Origin of the sequence: Colwellia sp. MB3u-41 (assembly GCF_014076845.1) — a bacterium.
Taxonomy (GTDB): domain Bacteria; phylum Pseudomonadota; class Gammaproteobacteria; order Enterobacterales; family Alteromonadaceae; genus Colwellia_A.
In genome coordinates, this window is the sequence record NZ_JACGUT010000047.1 from 267359 (window position 1) to 289809 (window position 22451).

At 37.5% G+C, this 22451-nt stretch carries 14 protein-coding genes and 4 tRNA genes; 6 read left to right on the forward strand and 12 right to left on the reverse strand.

Features of this window, described 5'->3' with window-relative positions:
• Positions 1-186: 186 nt before the first annotated feature.
• The 4 genes from H4J73_RS03595 to H4J73_RS03610 form a co-directional block, all read right to left on the reverse strand.
• Positions 187-262: transfer RNA gene (locus tag H4J73_RS03595), tRNA-Glu, on the reverse strand.
• Between the two features lie 186 nt (positions 263-448).
• A tRNA-Glu gene (locus H4J73_RS03600) sits at positions 449-524 on the reverse strand.
• A 190-nt stretch (positions 525-714) separates the two neighbouring features.
• Positions 715-790 (reverse strand) — tRNA-Glu (locus H4J73_RS03605).
• Between the two features lie 101 nt (positions 791-891).
• Positions 892-967: transfer RNA gene (locus H4J73_RS03610), tRNA-Ala, on the reverse strand.
• Positions 968-1371: 404 nt separating this feature from the next.
• Here H4J73_RS03610 and yvcK point away from each other — a divergent pair.
• Positions 1372-2280: a uridine diphosphate-N-acetylglucosamine-binding protein YvcK gene (gene yvcK, locus H4J73_RS03615; protein ID WP_182179886.1), complete on the forward strand. Its 909-nt coding sequence runs from the start codon at positions 1372-1374 to the stop codon at positions 2278-2280.
• Positions 2281-2345: 65 nt separating this feature from the next.
• On the opposite strand, the gene dcd is transcribed toward yvcK, so the two are convergent.
• A complete protein-coding gene (dcd, locus tag H4J73_RS03620) occupies positions 2346-2942 on the reverse strand; it encodes a dCTP deaminase (protein WP_182179884.1) in 597 nt (198 codons plus the stop codon).
• A gap of 51 nt (positions 2943-2993) precedes the next feature.
• Positions 2994-4088, reverse strand: a complete 1095-nt coding sequence (gene apbC, locus H4J73_RS03625; RefSeq protein WP_182179882.1) for an iron-sulfur cluster carrier protein ApbC — start codon at positions 4086-4088, stop codon at positions 2994-2996.
• Between the two features lie 105 nt (positions 4089-4193).
• Here apbC and metG point away from each other — a divergent pair, with 105 nt between their 5' ends.
• From metG to tsaA, 4 genes are all read left to right on the forward strand, one after another.
• The gene (gene metG, locus H4J73_RS03630; protein WP_182180022.1) at positions 4194-6311 is read left to right on the forward strand and encodes a methionine--tRNA ligase; all 2118 of its coding nucleotides are present in this window, start codon (positions 4194-4196) and stop codon (positions 6309-6311) included.
• Positions 6312-6508: 197 nt separating this feature from the next.
• The gene (locus H4J73_RS03635) at positions 6509-8635 is read left to right on the forward strand and encodes a cation:dicarboxylate symporter family transporter (protein WP_182223243.1); all 2127 of its coding nucleotides are present in this window, start codon (positions 6509-6511) and stop codon (positions 8633-8635) included.
• Positions 8636-8644: 9 nt separating this feature from the next.
• Positions 8645-9076 (forward strand): Rcs stress response system protein RcsF, encoded by a 432-nt coding sequence (gene rcsF, locus H4J73_RS03640; RefSeq protein ID WP_182179878.1) that lies wholly within the window; start codon positions 8645-8647, stop codon positions 9074-9076.
• Positions 9076-9807, forward strand: a complete 732-nt coding sequence (gene tsaA / locus H4J73_RS03645) for a tRNA (N6-threonylcarbamoyladenosine(37)-N6)-methyltransferase TrmO (RefSeq protein WP_182179876.1) — start codon at positions 9076-9078, stop codon at positions 9805-9807. Before rcsF ends, tsaA begins: the two co-directional genes overlap by 1 nt.
• A 102-nt stretch (positions 9808-9909) precedes the next feature.
• Here the strand turns inward: tsaA and H4J73_RS03650 are convergent, their stop codons facing one another.
• The gene (locus H4J73_RS03650) at positions 9910-10401 is read right to left on the reverse strand and encodes a peptidylprolyl isomerase (RefSeq protein WP_182179874.1); all 492 of its coding nucleotides are present in this window, start codon (positions 10399-10401) and stop codon (positions 9910-9912) included.
• A gap of 429 nt (positions 10402-10830) precedes the next feature.
• Here H4J73_RS03650 and H4J73_RS03655 point away from each other — a divergent pair, with 429 nt between their 5' ends.
• The gene (locus H4J73_RS03655; RefSeq protein ID WP_182179872.1) at positions 10831-11244 is read left to right on the forward strand and encodes a hypothetical protein; all 414 of its coding nucleotides are present in this window, start codon (positions 10831-10833) and stop codon (positions 11242-11244) included.
• 53 nt (positions 11245-11297) lie between these two features.
• Here the strand turns inward: H4J73_RS03655 and pyrD are convergent, their stop codons facing one another.
• From pyrD to H4J73_RS03680, 5 genes are all read right to left on the reverse strand, one after another.
• Entirely contained in the window at positions 11298-12308 is a 1011-nt protein-coding gene (pyrD, locus tag H4J73_RS03660) for a quinone-dependent dihydroorotate dehydrogenase (protein WP_182179870.1), read from the reverse strand.
• Between the two features lie 85 nt (positions 12309-12393).
• Positions 12394-17244: an NAD-glutamate dehydrogenase gene (locus H4J73_RS03665; protein ID WP_182179868.1), complete on the reverse strand. Its 4851-nt coding sequence runs from the start codon at positions 17242-17244 to the stop codon at positions 12394-12396.
• 308 nt (positions 17245-17552) lie between these two features.
• The gene (locus H4J73_RS03670) at positions 17553-19862 is read right to left on the reverse strand and encodes an RND family transporter (protein WP_182223242.1); all 2310 of its coding nucleotides are present in this window, start codon (positions 19860-19862) and stop codon (positions 17553-17555) included.
• A gap of 48 nt (positions 19863-19910) precedes the next feature.
• Positions 19911-20921 (reverse strand): YCF48-related protein, encoded by a 1011-nt coding sequence (locus H4J73_RS03675; protein WP_182223241.1) that lies wholly within the window; start codon positions 20919-20921, stop codon positions 19911-19913.
• 134 nt (positions 20922-21055) lie between these two features.
• Positions 21056-22444 carry a DUF1329 domain-containing protein gene (locus H4J73_RS03680; protein WP_182179862.1) on the reverse strand — a complete coding sequence of 463 codons (1389 nt, stop codon included), beginning with the start codon at positions 22442-22444 and terminating at the stop codon, positions 21056-21058.
• Positions 22445-22451: the final 7 nt, after the last annotated feature.

Here is a 22451-nt window from a genome sequence, read left to right on the forward strand (position 1 = left end):
ACTTAGCATCAGTCGTGATTTATTCTTATATAAGAACCAGCCCCTACAACAAGAAAACGCCCATTAAACACCAGGGGTTATGCTGACTTTTTATCAAATTTTAGGCATAAAAAAACCGACAATAAGTCGGTTTCTCTATTACTTATATCACTGATTATTGAGTAAATATATCAGATAACAAATAAGTGGCATCCCTAAGGGGATTCGAACCCCTGTTACCGCCGTGAAAGGGCGGTGTCCTAGGCCTCTAGACGATAGGGACACTAAAACTATTAAGTAAAAAACATTAAATAACAATGTCTAGTTACTTTAGAAAAGCATCAAACAAGATTTCCATCTTGCTTTTATGATTGAATTAACTCTTCAACCAAAGGAAACAACAAGACCTAGTTTGTTATACCCTTTTACTTACTTTTTAACATTTCATTAATGAAATGTTATGAATAAGTGGCATCCCTAAGGGGATTCGAACCCCTGTTACCGCCGTGAAAGGGCGGTGTCCTAGGCCTCTAGACGATAGGGACACTAAAACTATTAAATAGGCAAACATTGAACTAACAATGTGCAGCTACTTTAGAAAAGTATCAGACAAGATTCACATCTTGTTTTTATGGTCGAATACAAATATTCATCCAAAGGAGATAACAAGACCTAGTTTGTTATACCCTATTTACTTATTTTAGCGACTTTCAATAAAGAAGACAAAAAAATAAGTGGCATCCCTAAGGGGATTCGAACCCCTGTTACCGCCGTGAAAGGGCGGTGTCCTAGGCCTCTAGACGATAGGGACACAAATACTATCGTGAAAAGTAAACTTTTCTATTTTAAGTGATTAAAACTTAAAACCAATATTGCTCAAATAAAAACATCTTATCTAATCAACTTTAAACTTGGTGGAGCTATGCGGGATCGAACCGCAGACCTCTTCGCTGCCAGCGAAGCGCTCTCCCAGCTGAGCTATAGCCCCGCTATAAATATATAACATGGCCTAATATGCTATAAATTCATTGCCAAACAAATGATTAATCACTCGTTGAAAGCGAGGCGCATTCTAAGCACCCGCCCCAAAACTGTCAACTCTTATTTTAGATAAAAAGGTATTTTTTTCAAAGTTTCTTGCCAAGTGTTTACTTAAGCGCCAAGTTGATTATTTTTTGTTTAAATCAGTCGTTTATCCATGTCTACTTTTTAATAACGCTTTTATTTATTCTCTCTTCCCCGATGTTACTAATGTTAAAGGGTATTTATTTACAATGGTGAGTTTCTCATACTCTTTTTGAATAAACAGGTTAGGCAAGATCAAGGTTTATGGTTTATTTATGACAAAATAGGAGGTAAAGTTGTACTAAGATCTGATAATAAGAATTATTCATGCAATTCGAAAAGCTAAATGTTGTAGCAATAGGTGGAGGGCACGGCTTAGGTCGTGTGTTATCTACCCTCTCTTTTTTAAAAAAACAGTTAACCGGTATCGTTACTACAACAGATAATGGAGGCTCTACAGGTCGATTGCGCAAGCGAACGAGTTCTATTGCTTGGGGTGATTTAAGAAATTGCTTAACATTACTCGTTGATGAGGATTCTATTGGCAGTCAGTTATTTAATTTTAGATTTGATGGCCAAGATGAACTTGGTGGCCATAACTTAGGTAACCTTATCTTATATGCGCTTGTTCAATTGCAGTCTCGACCACTTGATTCAATAAAGCTTGTTAGACGTTTATTGGGCGTTAGAACTCCCTTATATCCAATGTCTGAGACACCAACCGACTTAATGGCTTTTTACCCAAAGGGTCGCTGTAAAGTGGGTGAGTTATCTGTTGATAAAATGCCGATAATGCCCGAAAAATTATTATTAGCCCCTTTAGTTAAAACGTTACCCTTGTGTATTGAATCAATCAGATCTGCTGATTTAATTATATTAGGTCCAGGAAGCTTTCTTACCAGCGTTATTCCGCCGTTATTAGTGAGAGATATCACTAAAGCAATTCAAGCGAGTTCTGCTCATTGTGTGTTTATTGATAATTTAGGCCCCGAAGATAGCCCCGCAGCGGCGCTTTCTTTAGATGAAAAACTTAACTGGATAAAAGAAAATATTGGATGTTTGCCCATTGATAGCGTTATTAGTCACGATGAAACCGTCACATCAGAAATTCTACCTATCATTCACTGTGACCTATCAAATAGTTCAGGGAGTCTCTACCATGATAAAGAGAAACTGTTGAATGCATTGAAACTTTGTGTAAGTCATATTGATAAGCAACAAATTATCTCCGCATAACTTTTATAGCAAATAAAAAAACCGTAAAATGATTCGCTCATTTTACAGTTTTTAGTTTTTAGTTTTTAGTTTTTAGACGAATCGTCTTGACTAATACGGCTAGCAACAGCGCCGGTTTGATTTTTATATTTTGCATCTTCACGTTTATTATAGGGACGTAAGGCCCTCGAAGACATCGTTTCAAAATTAAGTGCTGCTATTTTCATTTTAGGACGAAGTGCTAAAGGAAGCTTACCACTGTTATAAAATTCTAAAACAATCTGCCCTGACCAACCTGGATCGATTCGATGCGCAGTTACATGCACCATTAAGCCCAAACGTGCTAATGATGAACGACCATCCAACCAACCGACAATATTGTCTGGTAAAGTGACCGATTCATAAGTAACCGCTAATGCTAATTCACCTGGGTGTAAAAAGAAAGCCTCACCATCAGCGATAACAATTTCATCACTCATCACTGAGTCCATCGCTTTTTGCATTTCAGCTTTTGGACCACTTAAATCAATATAAGGTGCGGTATGATCTTGAAAAACGCGAAATTCATTACCTAAACGAATATCAACACTTACCCCTGAAATCATACTGCTATCGGGTGCAGGTGAGATAATAATTTCACCTCTTTCAAGCGATGTTTCTATGTCTTTGTCGGACAATCTCATGTTAGTTCTTCTTACGTTAATGCTTTAAGGTTAGGGGATTAGCGATAAACGCTAATCTTCAATCAATATACTCGCAGTATTAGGACTGCGTGAGTCCAGCTGCAAATATAACTGAGCGGCAATATTTCGCGCTATCTTACGGTATTGCTGACTAATGTTACTAGTACTATCTGCTAATATCGGCGAAACACCATTATCTGCATCAGAGCGAATACTCACATCAAGCGGTAACTGTCCTAGTAATTGTGTGCCATATTTATCAGCAACACGTTTTCCGCCTCCCTCACCAAATAAGTGTGAATGATGGCCACAGTTTTCGCATTGGTGATAACTCATATTTTCAATAATACCTAAAACAGGTACTTTTACTTGCTCAAACATTGCAATGCCCTTTATTGCATCAGCCAGTGCTATATCTTGTGGTGTTGTTACAACAACTGAAGCCGCAACAGGCACCTGTTGTGATAACGTTAATTGAATATCACCGGTCCCTGGTGGCATATCAACAATTAAATAATCAATGCCTTGCCAATCGGTTTCATTAAGTAGTTGGCTAAAAGCTCGACTTGCCATAGGCCCACGCCAAACTGTTGCATCATTTTCATCGACTAAAAAGCCAAGAGACATTGCACTTAAGCCATTAGCATCTATGGGTGTTAATAACTTACCATCGACGGAACTGGGTTTTTTACCTTTCATACCTAATAATGTAGGGACTGAAGGTCCATATATATCTGCATCTAAAATAGCAACTGAACTTCCTTCAGCTATTAAAGCGTAGGCAACATTTACAGCTGTCGTTGACTTGCCTACCCCCCCTTTACCAGAAGCGATAGCAATAATATTTTTAATACCGGTAATTTCATGAATACGTACTGCATGCACATCAAAACTAATATCAAATCTCACGGTTTGTTGGAGTTGCTTTGTTAGCAGTTCACTTAATAATTCAATCTCACCCATACATGGAAAGGGTAATGTTAATTTAATAACGACATTTTTTTTCTCTAAGGTGATTTCAGGACAAATATCTGGAAATAAAATCCCTTTGGGGAAATTTTCACTACGATAACTATGTAAAGTATCAAGAAGCGCTTGTTTCGTATCACTTGAGAGTGTTTTTGAGGAAAATATCTTTGAGAACATTTTAAAAGGCACTTTATCGCGTTTAGGCAATAATTATTAATGAAAAGTAGTGACAAATTCTGTACCATTCCCAACATAATTACCACCAATAAATGTAAACTTTATATGTCGTTAACTCAGTCATCATCACTCGTTAAAAATAAACGTAAGATTCTCGTAACCTGCGCTCTTCCTTATGCCAATGGGTCTATTCATTTAGGTCATTTACTTGAACATATTCAGACCGATATTTGGGTACGTTTTCAACGTATGCGTGGTCATGAAACTTATTTTGTTTGTGCCGATGATGCCCACGGAACACCTATTATGCTTAAAGCACAAGAATTAGGTGTAACACCAGAAGATATGATCAACGGTGTGCGTGATGAACATATGGCTGACTTTGCTGATTTCCATATCAGTTTCGACAATTATCATTCAACTCATAGTCCTGAGAATGAAGCCTTTGCACACGAAATTTATAATCGTTTACATGCTAAAGGGCATATCAAAACCAGAGTTATTTCTCAGCTTTACGATCCAGAAAAAGGCATGTTTTTACCTGATCGTTTCGTAAAAGGAACATGCCCGAAGTGTAAAGCAGAAGATCAAAATGGTGACAGCTGTGATGAATGTGGTGCAACATACTCTACAACAGAAGTATTGAACCCACGTTCTGTCGTGTCTGGTGCCACGCCTGTTTTCAAAGATTCTGAACATTACTTTTTTGATTTGCCTGCTTTTGGTGAAATGTTAGAAGACTGGACACGCAGTGGCGCATTGCAAGATGAAATGGCTAACAAGTTAGCTGAATGGTTTGAGTCAGGTTTACAACAATGGGATATCAGCCGCGACGCCCCTTATTTTGGCTTTGAAATACCTAACGCGCCGGGCAAATACTTTTATGTGTGGTTAGACGCTCCTATTGGTTACATGGGCAGTTTCAAAAATTTATGTGATAAAAAAGGTATTAACTTTGATGATTTTTGGCAGTTAGATTCAGACGCTGAGCTTTATCATTTTATTGGTAAAGACATTATTTATTTCCACAGTTTATTCTGGCCAGCTATGCTTGAAGGTGCAGGTTTTAGAAAGCCTACCGCGATTCATGCGCACGGTTTTGTTACCGTTAATGGCGCAAAAATGTCTAAATCTAAAGGTACTTTTATCAAAGGCCGTACCTACTTAGAACATTTGAATCCTGAATACTTACGATATTACTATGCCGCTAAGTTGACACATAAAATTGATGATTTAGATTTAAATCTTGAAGATTTTGCGCAACGAGTAAATTCAGATTTAGTCGGTAAAGTGGTTAACATTGCTTCTCGTTGTGCAAGTTTCATCACTAAACGTTTTGACGGTATGCTATCTATTAATATCGACAACCCTGAACTTGCTGATGAAGTCATGGCTGCAGGCGACTCTATTGCCGCTCACTATGAAGCACGTGATTTTGCTCGTGGTATGCGTGAAATAATGGCTTTAGCAGACAACGTTAATGAATATATTGCCATAAAAGAACCATGGCAATTAGTAAAAGACGAAACTAAACAACAAGAAGTACAAGATATTTGTTCACTCGGTATCAACATGTTCCGCACATTAATGATTTATTTAAAACCTGTGTTACCGGTATTAGCAGACAGTACAGCAACATTTTTAAATGATGAGCTAACCTGGGAAGGCCATAAAACCTTATTAACAGGTCATAAAATAAATAAATTTAAAGCCTTGCTACAGCGTGTTGATATGGACAAAGTTAACGCGGTAACAAATGCCTCCAAAGAAAACTTACTCGTGAAAGAGGAGGCTGAGAAACCAGCTAAAAAAGTTAAAGCAGCAAAAGTGGTTGATAACACTGCAGCTCTTAATGACCCTTTAGGTTGTGATCCGATCAGTGAAGAGATTCAATTTGACGATTTTGCTAAAATTGATTTACGTATCGTAAAAATAATTAACGCTGAGCATGTAGAAAAAGCGGATAAATTATTACGCTTGACCCTAGCACTTGATTCAAAAGAAGAAGGTGGTGAAACACGTCAGGTATTTGCCGGTATAAAATCAGCATACCAACCAGAAGATTTAATTGGTAAGCATACCGTTATGGTGGCTAATTTAGCGCCAAGAAAAATGCGCTTTGGTATGTCTGAGGGCATGGTACTCGCCGCAGGACCTGGTGGCAAAGACTTGTGGATATTAAGCCCTGATGACGGCGCACAACCAGGTATGCGGGTAAAATAAAAATAAGTTTACTTTTCGTTAATTAAAGGCAGTGAAAATTCACTGCCTTTTTTATAAAATCATTGCCATTATTTCTAACATTATTCGATAACATGACACCATAATATAATTGCATCACTTTGTTATTTTTATAAATAATTTATAAATAGTTCGTTATAATCGATATTATGGTAAAAAATAGGATTTCAATATTTTATATGTTGTTTGGTAAACCGCCTTTATTAGTACAGATAATCTTAGCGATGGTTTTGGGCTTGCTGTTAGGTTATTTCTTTTCAGTAGAATATTCAGTCATTAATAATACTGCCAATGCATTTGTCACTTCCCTGCAAATGACAGTGCTTCCTTATATTGTGCTTTCACTTATTGTTGGCATCGGAGGACTTTCTCCAAGCAGAGCTAAAAAAGTCTCTAAACAAAGTTTATTCATTATTTTGATGATGATAGTTGTTGTGCTATTTTTTATCTTTGGCACACCATTATCTTTTCCTCAATGGCAGCAGGCTGAGTTCTACTCTATTAATACTGTAAAAACGATACCTGAATTTAGCTTGGTTGATTTATTCATTTCAGCAAACCCTTTTAATGCCCTTGCGAATACGTTAATTCCTGCGGTAGTTTTCTTTAGTATTTGTATGGGCCTTGGCTTAATGCAAATAAAGTCTAAAAGACAAACCTTATTACTACTGACCAACTTACAACAAGCCACTGCGAATATTAATAGCTTTATAATGAAATTTGCACCACTGGGTATTTTTTGTATCGGTTGGCGTGCGACGGTTACCCTTGATGCGAGTCAACTCGATGGCTTAGTTGTCTACATGCTGAGTGCTATTGTCTTGGTTATACTGCTTTGTTTTGTGGTTTTTCCTGCCATTGTTGCAACAATCACACCCTTTGGCTATCGAGAGATAATTCTGGTATCGCGAGAGCCTATGATCACTGCTTTTGCTACAGGCAGTTTCTTTTCAGTACTGCCTATTATCGTTGAGAATACGAAAAAATTACTCAAACAGAAGTATCCCCATGAAAACGAACTTGAGAAAATATCTGAAATAATAGTCCCTATCTCTTTTAGTTTACCGGTGGGTGGCAAACTACTCGCTTTACTTTTCGTGCTATTTGCCGCTTGGTTCTCTGGTGCCTATATTTCTTTTTCTGATCATATCAATTTGATTATCGCTGGTTTGCCGCAGTTGTTTGGTAGCACCACCTTGGCTATGCATAACTTGCTGGAATTATTTAATGTATCGGGCGCCATGTTCGATTTTTACTTAGTCTCCGAAAACCTCATTGGAGCTCGATTAAGTGCTGTTTTCTCAGTAGTATTTTCTAGCTGTTTACCTTTATTAATCGCCACAGCCATGGTGAAACGCTTTACAATAAAGTGGCGTGTCCTCTTGCGTAATTTAGCGATAATCCCACTTATTTCAGTGATTGCTTTTATCTCATTACGTTTCAGTTTTGACTCAATTACCCACCAATATGAAGGTTATACAAAGTTTATTGAACGCGATTTTTTATTTGGTCATGTTGAAAGTACTTACCTTGAAAAAAGCCCAGAACGGTTAAAAAGCGATGCTTCGTTTTCTTCGGTGTTAAAAAGAATTCAACAACGTGGATTTATCCGTGTAGGCTATTTTAGGGATGACTTACCTTACGCTTTTCATAACAATAACGGTAAATTAGTTGGTTTTGATATTGAAATAATGAACCAACTCGCTATTGATCTAGGGGTGAATGTAGAATTTGTTAAGATTTTTCATCACCAAGCTGAAGCACTCCTACAATCAGGCTATTTAGATATAACGACAGGTATACCTGTGATCCCTGACAATATGACTAAATTTACGCTTACGGTACCTTATTCTCAGCAGTCGTTAGCCTTTATTGTTAAAGACAAACGGCGCGTAGAATTCAAACAATGGTCAAATATCATTGCAAATGAAGACTTGATTATCGGCATCCCTGAAACTTTCTTTTATCAAACCGCCGTAGAGCGTAATTTTATTCACAATAAGGCGTGGAAAATTTCGACGCCAAGGTTATTCTTTAAAGAAAAGTATCAACATATTGACGGTATGTTATTTGGTGCTGCTGCCGCCTCTGCTTGGACATTATTACACCCTGAATATACCGTTATTGTGCCTAAACCTTTGCTAGCACCTATATCAATGGCATTTCCAATTAATCATAATGATCAAGCTTTTGAGCTATTTATGCGTAATTGGATCAACATGAAGCAGCAAAGTAATATTATCAATAAATTATTTGATTATTGGATAAGCAATAAAGCCCCTATAAAAGTAATTATAAAGAAGTAGTCCCTAGATATGAATACAGATAATAAGTACAAAAAAAACACAAATATGTTAAGGCTAATGCTTATTGCAGCCTCAATAACATTATCGGCATGCTCTTCTCAATATACGGTTTCAACCAATTTGGATAAAGAAAACTTTCAAACTTACTTTAGTCACACACAAGTCAACGTTATTAAAGATGAGAGCGAGTTACTCGGTAAGTATAAACTTATAGGCATGGTTGAAGGTCAAGACTGTCAAACAAAAATTCATCATGCAGCACCAGACAAAGTAATGGCAAAAACTCAGGCACGCAGACAAGCCTTTAAACAACATGCCAATGCAATAATCTTTACGGGTTGTGCATTAATAAATGACAACCAAGCAGATAAGCAATGTATTGAAACAGTTGTTTGCTATGGTAAGGCTTATCAAATTGAGCAGGCGAGCAGTATTCAATAATGCAAGAGCAGCCAAGTAGCCAGATTACTTTTAATTATATTGGTCGAGTTAACTCTCCTTACAAAGAAAAATTCGCCATTCCTCGCCAACCAGGGTTAGTGAGTGCAGCGAAGGGATCAATTTCTTTAATTGATAATGCCAACAACGAAGAATTGGTACGTGGCATTGAACAATTTAGTCACCTGTGGGTATTATTTATCTTTCATGCTACAGCGCAACAAGGTTGGAAACCGCTCGTTAGACCTCCACGTTTAGGGGGAAATAAAAAATTGGGAGTATTAGCAACTCGCTCTACTTTTAGACCAAACCCCATTGGTATGTCGGTCGTAAAATTAGAGAATATTGAACAAAAAAATAAACAATTAATCATCAATATTGCGGGTTTGGACTTTCTTGACCAAACACCCGTTATTGATATTAAACCTTATATTCCCTACTCTGACAGCATCAGTGGTGCGCAAGCAGGCTTTGCACAGCAGCAACCTTTTCAAGCGTTATCAATAAAATTTTCTAAGCAAGCACAAGAAGAGGCTAGAAAGTATCAGCAAGTGTATGCTGATTTATCACTTTTTATAGAACAAGTGTTAGCTCAAGATCCCCGGCCTGCGTATAAGAAACAACAAGAAGACACTAAAATCTATGGGATGATACTCTATGATTTAAATATTTTATGGCAAGCTCAATCAAGCCTTGAAATAACCGTACTTTCAATCAGTAAAATTGGTAGCTAACTTTACTGCCTGACGCAATATTGTGAAACAGTCAGTGACATAAAAAAGATCAGCAAAACTGACCCTTTTAATGTTCAAATAAATAATAGTGCAACGAAAAAATTAGTGGTGATGACCACCAGCGCCGTGTGCGTGACCATGTTCAATTTCTTCATCAGTCGCAACGCGAACATCAACAACGTCTAAATCAAAGGTTAATACCATACCCGCAAGTGGTGGATTAATATCAACAGTCACCATAAATTTACCGGTTTTAACAACAGTCACTTGACGTTGACCTTGCTCAGTTTCAACAGTTGCAGTCATGCCTGCTTTCCATTTAGTTGTGCCTTGTCCATCTTGTAAGTGCTTTGAAGGTACACGTTGAATCATATCTTCTTTGCGCTCTCCGTAAGTATCTGCAGGTTGTAACGTTACTGAAAATTTATCACCCATTTCTTTATCAGCTAAGGCATTTTCAACACCCACTAACATATTGTTATAACCATGAAGATAGGCTAAAGGATCACTAGCGTATGATGACTCTATTTGATTACCCGCTTCATCTTTTAACGTGTAGTGAAACTGAACAACCGTTTTGTTTGCAATTTTCATTTTAAATCCACTTTATTTAATACAATAATAATTTTCAGCGAGTGTAGCAAAAACTGTGTCTAGCCACTACGCCCAAAGTAATATAATAACCACACTGGCAACAATTAAAAACATGCCTAGACATTAATACGTTATTTAAAAATTCAATAGGTTAAGAATAAAGTCATAAAGAACTCTATTTGCCCTAAGGCTTTAACATAGACTGCATTTTTAAAATTTGTTGTGGTAAACCAGCCAATTGAGCCAATAACACTGGTTATACTAAAAAAACATAAAAACCAAGGTTAAGCATTAGGAAGAGTTACGCTTTATTATCACAACGAACATAAACAATTGAGATAAATGTAATAAAAATAATTCGTTATGCTTTATGTTATTAATTAATATTGGTAATGTTTAAATATTAATATTTAAACTAACCCTAATACTATGACAGAAAAGCTACCTATCGCTATTATGCCCAGCAACGATTTAATGGCAAAATTTAAGCAAATAAAATCAGTCTCTAATAAGCTTGAAGCACAGTTTAATTTTCAAACACTAACAGCAAATTGGTATGGTGATGAGAATAATATTTTGTTGATCAATCTTTATTTAGAAACTAACGAGGTTTTTCAGTGTGAAATAAAAAAAGATCATCAAGGCGACATTAACCACTTCGCTGATGATGTTTTTAGTGTCTATCAAAAAGAAACACCAAAAATAAATTGTTTTATCGCGATAACACCTGCCGAGTTAATATTACTCGAACAACAAAATAAATTATTGCCTCGTTATATTGAAACTAAACTGCATAAAGTTATCAATTTAATTGCCAAGCAGCTTACGCTATTTCCAATTTAATCAAGTCTAAGAAATAGCGTTATAACCTCTAAGAAAATAAGTTGAAGTTACTCTTAAAGTGTATCTACAATATCTTTAATAAGTTCAGGGCCTTGATAAATAAAACCCGTATAAACTTGTACTAATTTAGCTCCGGCAGTCATTTTTTCTTGAGCATCACGGCCACTTGATATACCGCCAACACCAATAATAGGTAAGTTATTGTCTAACGCTATTGCCAATAAACGAATAACTTCGGTACTTTTGTCTTTTACCGGTTTACCACTTAAGCCGCCCTGCTCTTCACCATGCTCAAGACCTTCAACACCTTCACGAGAAAGTGTGGTGTTTGTGGCAATAACACCGTCTATATTATTTCGAATCAAACAGTCAGCAATCGATTCAATTTCTTCTTGAGTTAAATCAGGCGCTATTTTAACAGCTAATGGTACATATTTGCTGTGTTGGTCTGCCAGTACTTTCTGTTCAGCTTTAAGCGCAGCTAGTAATTCATTCAATGCATCACCGTATTGTAATGAACGTAAGCCGGGGGTGTTGGGGGATGAAATATTAATCGTAATGTAGGTGGCGTAGTTATAAACCTTACGCATACAAATAAGATAATCGTCTTTTGCATGCTCATCAGGCGTATCTTTATTTTTACCAATATTAATACCAAGCACACCGGTAAAGTTTGCTTTTCGCACTTGGTCAATTAAGTAGTCAACACCTTTATTGTTAAAGCCCATACGATTTATTACCGCGTTAGCCGATGGTAAACGGAAAATACGAGGCTTTGGATTACCCGGTTGCGGTTTAGGCGTAACAGTGCCAATTTCTACAAAACCAAACCCCATAGCGGCAAAAGCGTTAATACATTCACCATTTTTATCTAAACCTGCTGCTAAGCCTACTGGATTAGGAAAAACAATGCCCATCGCTTCTACGGGTTTATCAGTAATATTTTGTTTATACAAGAGGTTTAGCGGCGAAGAACCTGTCGCTTTAAAACCTTTAATAGTCATCTCGTGAATAGTTTCAGGATCAAACTTGAATAATACTTTGCGTATTGCGGAATAAAACATATTGCCTCTTAAAAAAATCCCCACTTAATAGTAGGGATTTTATCAGTTAAATCAATCTCGTTAAAGTTCGATTATTACACTTCATTTATTTTGTTGGATCACAGTTTAAACTTAAAAGCATAAGCTCTCTTAACGCAACAGAGAATTTAGCGAACTCGTGAGTTCGACCGATTCTAAAGTCAGCTAAAATTTGGTGCCAACGTTCAAGAGGCTGAGCATTTGTCTCGATCCATTGGTCAAGTAATACTTCAATCTCAGGCTCTTCAGCACTACAGTTACATCGTAATACCACTTGAGCTAATGAGCGCTGCTGCCAATCGAGTTCTTCTCTGAATGAAGCCCGAGCAAGTGCTTGCCAATTATTCGCTACCGGCTGACCCGTGATCTGGTCTAAGAACCAATGTAAATGTAAACGCACACCTAATTTGAAGTACAAATGAGCAACAAGTTCGATAGAGCGCCCATCGGCTACTGAAATATCAGCAATGTCCATCACAGGGAATAATGAGCTTAGCTGTGATATGCGTCTCGCAATATTTTCAGGAACGCCTGTTGTAACAAGATCTGTTTCAACACGCTTTAATTGCTCGACTTCAGCCTTAACAAGTAATTGATCTAAATTACTGGCTAAATTTATAAAGGTAGGTCGGTAAAACTCAATCGTTTCAGCAATACCTAATGCTTTATTACGATGACGTAAGAACCAACGAGTAGCGCGTCTTATTGTGCGGCGCATTTGGAATAGCATTTCAGTTTGAATAGACGTTGAAATTTTATTATCTAATTTCGTTATTTCGTTCCAAATCGTAGATAATTCAAAAACCTCACTCGCCATAACATAACAGTTAGCTATTTCAGCGATTGTTGCACCTGTTTCTTCATGCATACGATTAACAAAGTTAAAGCCCATGTCGTTGCCAATATTATTAGCCAACTTAGTCGCAATAATTTCAGCACGCAGAGGATGTAGCTGCATTTGGTCTTGATATTTAACTTGTAACTGAGGAGGAAAAGCTTCAAGTAATAAACGGTCGTGGTATGGATTATCAGTAATTCCAGGACAAACCAAATCTTCTTTTAAGACCATTTTACCATAGGCAAGTAGTACAGAAAGTTCAGGACGGGTGAAACCTTGACCTTTAGATAGACGTTCAGAAATTTCGTCATCAGTTGGAATAAACTCTAAAGCACGATCTAATTTCCCTGCTTTTTCTAAACCATGAATGAAGCGTTCTTGTTCTTTTAATTGTTTAACACCACGCATTGCCGTAATTGACAATGAATGTGTTTGACGGTAACAATCTTCAATAACAATTTCACCAACATCATCGGTCATATCATAAAGTAGCTTATTACGTTGTTTAACGGTTAAATCACCGTTTTGAACTAAACTGTTTAAGAGTATCTTAATGTTTACTTCATTATCAGAACAATCGACACCACCTGCATTATCAACCGCATCGGTATTAATTCTTCCGCCACGTAGACCAAACTCAACACGCCCTAGTTGTGTAAAGCCTAAGTTACCGCCTTCACCGACAACTTTTGCTTGTAATTCGTTGCCATTAATACGCAATGAATCATTCGCTCTATCGCCAACATCAAGATGCGACTCTTTAGAGCTTTTAACGTACGTACCGATACCACCATTCCATAATAAATCGACTTTCATTTTTAAAATGGCTTGCATTAAATCAAGCGGCGACATACTTTGCTTTTGCGTACCCAGCATTTTCTTGATTTGCGGTGTTAGTTTAATAGATTTAACATGGCGGCTGAAAATCGCACCACCTTCAGAAATTAAGGCTTTGTTATAGTCTTCCCAAGTACAACCTGGAGTGTTAAATAAACGTTCACGCTCTACATAAGAGCTTGCTGCATCTGGATTTGGGTCAATGAAGATATTCATGTGGTTAAAGGCAGCTTGTAGACGAATATGCTTTGACAATAACATGCCATTACCAAATACATCACCCGCCATATCACCAATAGCGATACAGGTAAAATCAGTAGACTGACAATCAATGTCCATCTCACGGAAATGACGTTTAACAGATTCCCAAGCGCCTTTCGCCGTAATCCCCATCGCTTTATGATCGTAACCAACGCTACCACCAGAAGCAAACGCATCACCCATCCAGAAGTTGTATTCGTCAGAAATTGCGTTAGCGGTATCTGAGAACGTTGCCGTTCCTTTATCTGCTGCAACCACTAGGTAAGGGTCATCTTCATCGAGACGAACAACATTAAGAGGTGGAACAACGATGCCATCAATAATGTTGTCAGTTATATCTAACAAACCACGAATAAAAGTACGGTAACATTCTTTACCCGCTTCAAATATTTCTTGACGACTACCATTTACTGGCAATTGCTTACAAACAAAACCACCTTTAGCACCAACAGGCACAATGACAGTATTTTTAACTTGTTGTGCTTTTACTAAGCCTAAAACCTCTGTACGGAAATCTTCTTGTCTGTCTGACCAACGCAAACCACCACGAGCGACTTTACCACCACGTAAATGAACACCTTCAAGTTGTGGTGAATAAACAAAGATTTCAAATTCAGGTATTGGTAGCGGAACATCACTAATTTGGCGGGGTAAAATCTTAAATGAGATATAAGATTTTTCACCGGTGACCGCATGAGGTTGAAAATAATTCGTACGAATAGTCGCACTGATCATTTCAACAAAACGGCGGATAATACGGTCATCATCTAAATTCGCCACATTATCGAGAGATTTTTCAATATCAGCACTGACTTTGTTTAACGCTTTCTCTGAAATTTTTGTGGTGGGATCAAAACGGAAATTAAAGAATTTTATCAGTAATTCAGCAATATTGGGGTAGCGAGCAAAGGTATCTTCAATATAACTTTGACTAAAAGTACCACCAATTTGGCGCTCGTATCGAGCATAAGCACGTATAATTGAGACTTCACGACCACCGAGTTCGGCGCCCAAAATTAAACGGTTAAAACCATCATCTTCTAAATCACCCGCCCAAACTTTAGCAAAGGCGTCTTGGAAGAGGTTTTGTACTATTTCAAGAGTGAACTTACCTTGACCGGTAAGCAACATCGAGAAGTCTAAAATCCAACAAGCTTCGCCACTTGAGGTTTTTACTAAATAAGGGCTTTCACCAATAACACGCAAACCAAAGTTTTCGAGAATAGGTAAAATATCGGATAAGTGGATTGGGTCGCCAGTATGAAATAATTTTAATTTTACGTGACGGCTATCTGCACTTTCCTCTTGGGGTTGATAAAATAGCATTTCAAGTGGGTTTTCAGCAGATATTGACTCAAGCTTTTCAATATCAACGATGGCTGTGCCTGGTAAAACTTCGTCTTTGTATGATTGCGGAAAACTGCAATATTTACGACTTAATGTTTTCCCTTTTGCCTCTCCTTTGTGAGAGTTAAGCGATGCTGCGAGTTTGTCATCCCAGCTTCTTGCCGCTTCATTTAAATTCTTTTCAATTTGTTTCACGTTGATATCTGCTTTAGTTGATTTAACACGTACAATATAATGAGTACGTGCTTGTGCTGATTCAGAAAAGTAAGTGGTAAACTCTACTTCTTGATCGCTACCAAATGCTTCTTTCAATAATTTTTGAGTATTAACACGAAGTTCCGTGTTGTAACGCTCTCTTGGCACATAAACCATACAAGAATAAAAACGATCAAAGGCATCACGACGCACAAATAACCCAGAGTAATCTCGTTCTTGCATTTGAAAAATGCCTAAAACATTTTTCAATAACTCGACAGTGCTACTTTGTAATATTTCATCACGTGGATACGTTTCTAAAATATTAATTAAGGCTTTGTAAGCATGTGTACCACGAGCAAAACCAGAGCTTTCACAAACGTTAGTCACTTTTGATTTTATTAACGGTAAATCCAAAGCACTATTAGTGTAATACGCAGAACCAAATAAGCCGACAAAGCGCTCTTCACCAATAACATTACCTTTATCATCAAAACGCTTTACCCCAATATAATCAAGGTGAGCAGGACGATGAACGCGCGAACGAGAGTTGGTCTTGGTTAAAATTAAAGGGTTAACACCTAATGCGAGTTCACGAGCTGAGCTTGATAAAGTTGAAATTAGACGTTCAACGGTTCCATCAGAGCGCTTCATTAGTCCTAAACTTGATTCAACATTGGCAGATAATGCTTTGTCACCCGTTAAGGTTTTTACATCATATGAACGGTAGCCTAACAAGGTGAAGTTATCGTTTAGCATCCATTTTAAAAATTCTAGTGCGTCATCATGTTCATTAATTGAACAAGGTAATTTTGCTTCAGTGGTTTCAGTGATCAATTCGCCTAAACGTGTTCGCATCGCTTGCCAATCATCAACGGTTATCGCGATATCATCAACAACTGAATGAATTTCTTTGGCAATTTTATCTAGTACTTTTTGATCCGTTTGGCGATCGACTTCAATAAAAAAGACAGATTCAACAGATGATGATTTTAATGACTTATTAGCAGCGGCAGCAAACTGGGTAATTTGGTTATTCTTGTCACGTATAATATTTATTGGACTGTTTAACATTAAATGTGGGGATAAACCTAAACGGTTGAGCGCAATTCGTAAAGAATCGACGAGAAAAGGCATATCTTTAATAATAACTTCAATGATTGTATGACTTGATTTCCAACCATGCTTTGAAACTTGAGGATTAAAAACGTTAACCACTGGGTTATTGTCTTGGTGGTCATTTAACGAATTCCATAAACTTAACGTTGCGCCATACATATCACTATCGTTGCGATATTCTAAGTCAAGCGTGGAAATATTACTATAAAGGAGGTCTGCAAACTGCTCGACAAGCGGAGCCGTTTTAGCGGGTACTTTTTGCTGAATTAACTGTGCTACGTTCGAAAGTATCACTGAGGGTAAACCGTCTACTAACGTCATGCCGTTTTCCTTTTTGGATAAAACGCTGTTGTACTAATTGCTTCAAAATCTGATATCAACAACAATTAATGTGTAATTTGTATTATTTATTTTATAAATTTTTATTATTGTCTAAAAGAATAGACTATATGTACGATTTTATTAAGAATTTTAGGCTATTGCGAGGAATATTTTACTATTTTTTGAGAATGATTGTTTCGAAGGAAGGATCTAAATTACTGAGAGTAAGTGTTTATTCACTTGTTATAAATAGAAAATGACCTTACGGCCATTTTCTTGTTTATTTATTCAAGAATAACGATTTAAATTTATTTTTTATTAGGCCATAAAAAAGCGGCTATAGCTGGTAAGACCAGCACTGCAGCAATCATATTCACCAAAAACATGAACGTTAATAATATTCCCATATCAACTTGAAATTTCAAATCAGACCAAAACCACGTTGACACACCAATAGCTAATGTAACGCCCGTGATCAAAACTGCACTGCCTCGTTCTTTTAACGCTAATAAATAAGCTTCTTGAACTTGATAGCCTTCACGTAACTTTATACTCATTGTTGACAGAATATAAATACCATAATCAACACCAATACCTACACCTAAAGCAATAACCGGTAAAGTAGAAACCGTTAAGCCAATATCAAGTGCGGTCATTAACCATTGCGCTAACGTTGACACGACGTAAAGTGGCACGATAACAACAATCGTGGCACGAATACTTCTAAAACTAATAAAACACAGTAAAGTAACCGCTCCATAAACATAGAGCATCATTGGTGTTTGTGCTTCGGCAACCGCTTCATTTGTCGCGGCCATCACACCTACAGGTCCGGATGCGAGTTTAAACTTGACTTCATCTGTAGACAATGACTTGGCCACAACTTTAACTTTATCAACGACGCGATTAATGGTTTCAGCTTTGTGGTCTTCTAAAAACAAGATAACGGGCATAACACTGCAGTCGTTATTTAATAAACCACTTGATGACGGTATCCGCGCGATAGATTGCACTAAGGTTTGTTGGTTACGTGATAAAACACGCCACTTAGCATTACCTTCATTATAACCAGCATTAACAATTTTAGCGACTGACGCTAAGCTAATTGCCGATTGAACACCAACCGTGTTTTCCATCTGCCACTGAAAATCATCAATTAAATTCATTGTCTCATGATACGTACACGAATCGGCAGGGCTTTCTACGATGACTGACATATAATCAACACTAATAGCATAACGGTCAGTAATTAAGAAAGTATCTTGGTTGTAGCGCGAATTTTCGTGTAATGATGGCGCTCCCGCATGCAATTCTCCAATTTTCATGTCTTGAGAATAATAATAGCCAGCCACATATAAAATAGCGGTAATAACAAGGATTATTGTTGCAATACGTTTAGTGGCAAATGAAGACATTACATCCCAAATGGTGACTTTATTCTTGTCTTGCGTTATTGGCTCGACTTTAGGTACATGAATAAAAGAGACAAGTAACGGCAATAAAATTAGATTAGTCAAAATAATCATCGCCACACCTAAAGATGCAGTAATGGCCAGTTCGCGAATAATACCAATATCAATTGAAAGCAGCGTTAAGAAACCTACTGTGTCAGAAAGCAAAGCAACGCCGCCTGGGATCAATAATAAACGAAAACTCATTTGAGCAGCTTCTTTAGAGGTTGCCCCTTTTGTGACCTGTTTTGAAACCGAGTTAATCATTTGTACACCATGGCTAACACCAATGGCAAACACTAAGAATGGCACCAGAATAGACATTGGATCTAAGCCAAAACCCAGTGTTGATAACATACCTAACTGCCATACAACGGCAACAAGAGAACATGCAATAGGTAAAAGAGTCAGTTTAATAGAGCGACAGAACCAGAAAACCATCAAAGTGGTGATGACAATAGCAATAGCAAAAAAAGCAACAACTCCTTTTGCGCCTTCTGCAACATCGCCCACCATTTTACTAAAACCAATGATATGAATGCTGATATTATCTTTTTCAAATTGTCCTCTAATTTGCTGTTCAAGTTGCTCAGCAATAACGAGTGTATCCAATCGTTCACCCGTTTGTGGGTCAGTGTCCATTAATGAAGCTTTTACCATGGCACAACTGTAATCGTCAGCAACAATACTGCCAACAATGCCTGCTTTTTCGATATTTGACTTAACAATGGCTAAACCTTGCGAGTCAGGCTGAAAATTAGCGGGGATCACTGGACCTCCGGCAAATCCATCTTCAACTATTTCAACAAAACGTGTACTCGGTGAATACAGTGATTTTACTTGAATACGATCAACACCAGGGATAAAAAATAATTGATCATGAACACCTTTTAAAGCACCAAAAAAAGGTTCATTAAATATATCTCCTTCTTTATCACAGACAGAGATTAGAACATTATTGGCACCTCCAAAGTTTTCACGGTATTTTAAATAGGTTTTCATGTAAGTATGATTAAGGGGAATATGCTTTTCAAAAGCTGCATCAAGCTTTATTTGACTTGCTTGAAAAACAAGAAAAATACTCGCGAGTACGAAAGCCAGAAGCACAAGAACTCTTTTGCGGAACATCGTGGCTTCAATAACATTAATAAGGGATTCAATTTTCATTTAATTTACTTCATTTGGATTGACGGTAATAACAACAATTTTTTTACTTTACTTTAACTTCATCAGCGGAATGACTTTAATACCCACTTCAGAAACTATCACAAGCTGGTTATTAAACCAAATACCACTAATAAGGGCTTTGCCGTCAGCTTGAATATTTAAAGAAAAACTCATTCCGTCATCATCGCTCTTTAAAATAACGCCATTATTACCTAAAACATAAATGCTACCGTTATCACCAAGAAGGATTGAGTTTAGTAAAGCATTCGTTCCCGTAGGGATCTGCTGCCAGGGTGAGCCACTTTCCAAACGGCGAAAAACGTTACCACGCAAACCAACCACTAATAAATTACCCTGTTGAGTACGAGCAATATCATTAAATGACCCTTGATAAATTTTATCCTGTGGTTGCCATATTTGTGCAAAATCATCACTTTTGGCAATCAGCCCGACTTCGCCAACCATATAAAGGATAAGGCCATCTTTAAAAATACTGTTGAAATGCGCAAGAATACTGCCTTGCTCATCTAAATAAGCTTCTTTATCGTGTTCCTTAAGATCTTCTAGATACTCTAAATCTTCAGGAAATAAAAATTCGCCGTGAAATTCAAAATTCCAAGTTAGACCGCCATCAGTAGTACGGTATAATTGCCCGTATGCACCTATAGCAATCCCCTGATTTTTATCTTTAAATATTATATCAAGTAATGGTTTTTCTTTCTCTGGGAGGTGTTGCTGTATTTCCCAATTCTCTCCGCCATCACTGGAAAATAATATTGTCGCATCATGTCCAACAGCCCAACCGTGCTTTTCATCAACAAAATAGACAGCGGTTAATGTGGTGCGAACAGGTACGTTAGCTTGATGCCAAGTTACTGCATCATCTGAAAGTAGAATATGGCCACGTTCACCTACAGCAACAATCTGCTTATCATTGATTTTGAAAATATCAAGCATAAGTGATTTACTGGCTAGAGGTGCTTGCATAGCAGGTAATTGCTGTGAAGAAGCGCTAAGGAAAAATAAGGTGCTAAAAAGGAAAGCCAACAAACGTTGCATAAGAGAAGGTACTCATTGGTTAAAAATTAAGGTTTTTCTGTTGTTTCATCGTCGATGAAATTGTGAAATCATCATATTTCATAATGTATAACGGCTGACATTCGCCAGCCGTTATAAGTTTTAGGCGCTAAATGCTATCTGCGCCCCTCACGTCGTAATGCAGAAGAAGTAAATGAAATATCTTCTAACTCTGCAGAAAAGTCATACATTTTAGCTTCATTATCTAAGCCCATTGCTATATAGCGACGAGACTGTAAATCATGAAATACTTCAAGTGTAGACCATTGCGTCGGAACCTCGTAATAATTCAAACCATGTGCAACACCAACACGGTACAGCTCATCACGGTTGTCGTAAATATCGGTAACCGCTATTTGCCAGCTATCTTCGTCAATAAAGAAAACACGTTTTTTGTAAGTATGACGTGTATCTGATTTTAAGTTAGCTTCGACAACCCACACACGATGTTTTTCATAACGAACATGCTCGGGGTTAATATGACCTGGCTGTAAAATATCAGCATATTTTAATTTGTCACTATGTAAACGATAGTCATTGTAAGGGATCAACAACTCTTGTTTCCCTTTTAGTGTCCAGTTATAGCGATTTGGCGCACCATTAAACATATCGAAATCATCAGTGGTACGCAAACCATCAGACGCTGTACCTGGCGTGTCATAGGCAACATTAGGTGCACGGCGAACACGACGTTGACCCGTGTTATATGTCCAAGCTTGGCGAGGTGTTTGTATTTGGTTCATTGTTTCATGAACTAATAATGCGGTACCCGCTAAACGTGCAGGCTCAGTAACTTTTTGCTTAAACTTAAACAAAATATTAGTTTCTTTAAGTTTCTCAGCTGAAGCTCCTTTAACACCGTAAGGGATTATTAACTGGTCATCAAAACCTAAATAAGTGTAATCACCTGAAGCTGTTGGTGCGGCTTGACCGCCTTCACGTGAAAGAGATTCACCACGGTAACGTAAAATATGGTTCCAAATAGCTTCAAGACCATCTTTTGGTACAGGAAATGGAATACCAACAGCTGCATTCTCAATGCCGTTACCACCCTCAACTAATTCTGTACGCCCGGCGTTATCAATACTTGCTTGATAGACATGTTCAGGATAAGAAGCTGAACGCCTTGATTGATAGACATTCATTTTATAAGTATCAGGGTAAGTTTCAAAAAGCTTTACCTGGCCCGGTGTTAACATTGCTTTGTGTTCTGCAACATTAGCCGCAGTAATCGTATATTTTACTTTATCTGTGGAAAATGGATCGATGTGATGGTCACCCACGGTATATCCAGCAGGAACCGAAGTAATACCACCGCTCCATGAAGGAATAGAACCGTCTTTATTGCCAGCACGAACCGCGCCAATTGGCGTTAATTCTTTACTTAACTTAGCGACTTCTGTCGGTGAAACTTTAGCGAGAGTTGCCGTTGACACAATAGCCAAACTTACTGCAACTGAGGCTAATGTTAATTTTTTAAGTGAATTTTTTATAATATTGCTCATTAACTTA

What these genes read in the sequence shown, in the direction of transcription:
- H4J73_RS03655 (WP_182179872.1), top strand. Translation starts at nt 10,831, where the DNA reads ATGACAGAAAAGCTACCTATCGCTATTATGCCCAGCAACGATTTAATG.
- H4J73_RS03635 (WP_182223243.1), top strand. Translation starts at nt 6,509, where the DNA reads ATGTTGTTTGGTAAACCGCCTTTATTAGTACAGATAATCTTAGCGATG.
- dcd (WP_182179884.1), bottom strand. Translation starts at nt 2,942, where the DNA reads ATGAGATTGTCCGACAAAGACATAGAAACATCGCTTGAAAGAGGTGAA.
- tsaA (WP_182179876.1), top strand. Translation starts at nt 9,076, where the DNA reads ATGCAAGAGCAGCCAAGTAGCCAGATTACTTTTAATTATATTGGTCGA.
- rcsF (WP_182179878.1), top strand. Translation starts at nt 8,645, where the DNA reads ATGAATACAGATAATAAGTACAAAAAAAACACAAATATGTTAAGGCTA.
- pyrD (WP_182179870.1), bottom strand. Translation starts at nt 12,308, where the DNA reads ATGTTTTATTCCGCAATACGCAAAGTATTATTCAAGTTTGATCCTGAA.
- H4J73_RS03665 (WP_182179868.1), bottom strand. Translation starts at nt 17,244, where the DNA reads ATGACGTTAGTAGACGGTTTACCCTCAGTGATACTTTCGAACGTAGCA.
- H4J73_RS03680 (WP_182179862.1), bottom strand. Translation starts at nt 22,444, where the DNA reads ATGAGCAATATTATAAAAAATTCACTTAAAAAATTAACATTAGCCTCA.
- metG (WP_182180022.1), top strand. Translation starts at nt 4,194, where the DNA reads ATGTCGTTAACTCAGTCATCATCACTCGTTAAAAATAAACGTAAGATT.
- H4J73_RS03670 (WP_182223242.1), bottom strand. Translation starts at nt 19,862, where the DNA reads ATGAAAATTGAATCCCTTATTAATGTTATTGAAGCCACGATGTTCCGC.
- H4J73_RS03650 (WP_182179874.1), bottom strand. Translation starts at nt 10,401, where the DNA reads ATGAAAATTGCAAACAAAACGGTTGTTCAGTTTCACTACACGTTAAAA.
- H4J73_RS03675 (WP_182223241.1), bottom strand. Translation starts at nt 20,921, where the DNA reads ATGCAACGTTTGTTGGCTTTCCTTTTTAGCACCTTATTTTTCCTTAGC.
- yvcK (WP_182179886.1), top strand. Translation starts at nt 1,372, where the DNA reads ATGCAATTCGAAAAGCTAAATGTTGTAGCAATAGGTGGAGGGCACGGC.
- apbC (WP_182179882.1), bottom strand. Translation starts at nt 4,088, where the DNA reads ATGTTCTCAAAGATATTTTCCTCAAAAACACTCTCAAGTGATACGAAA.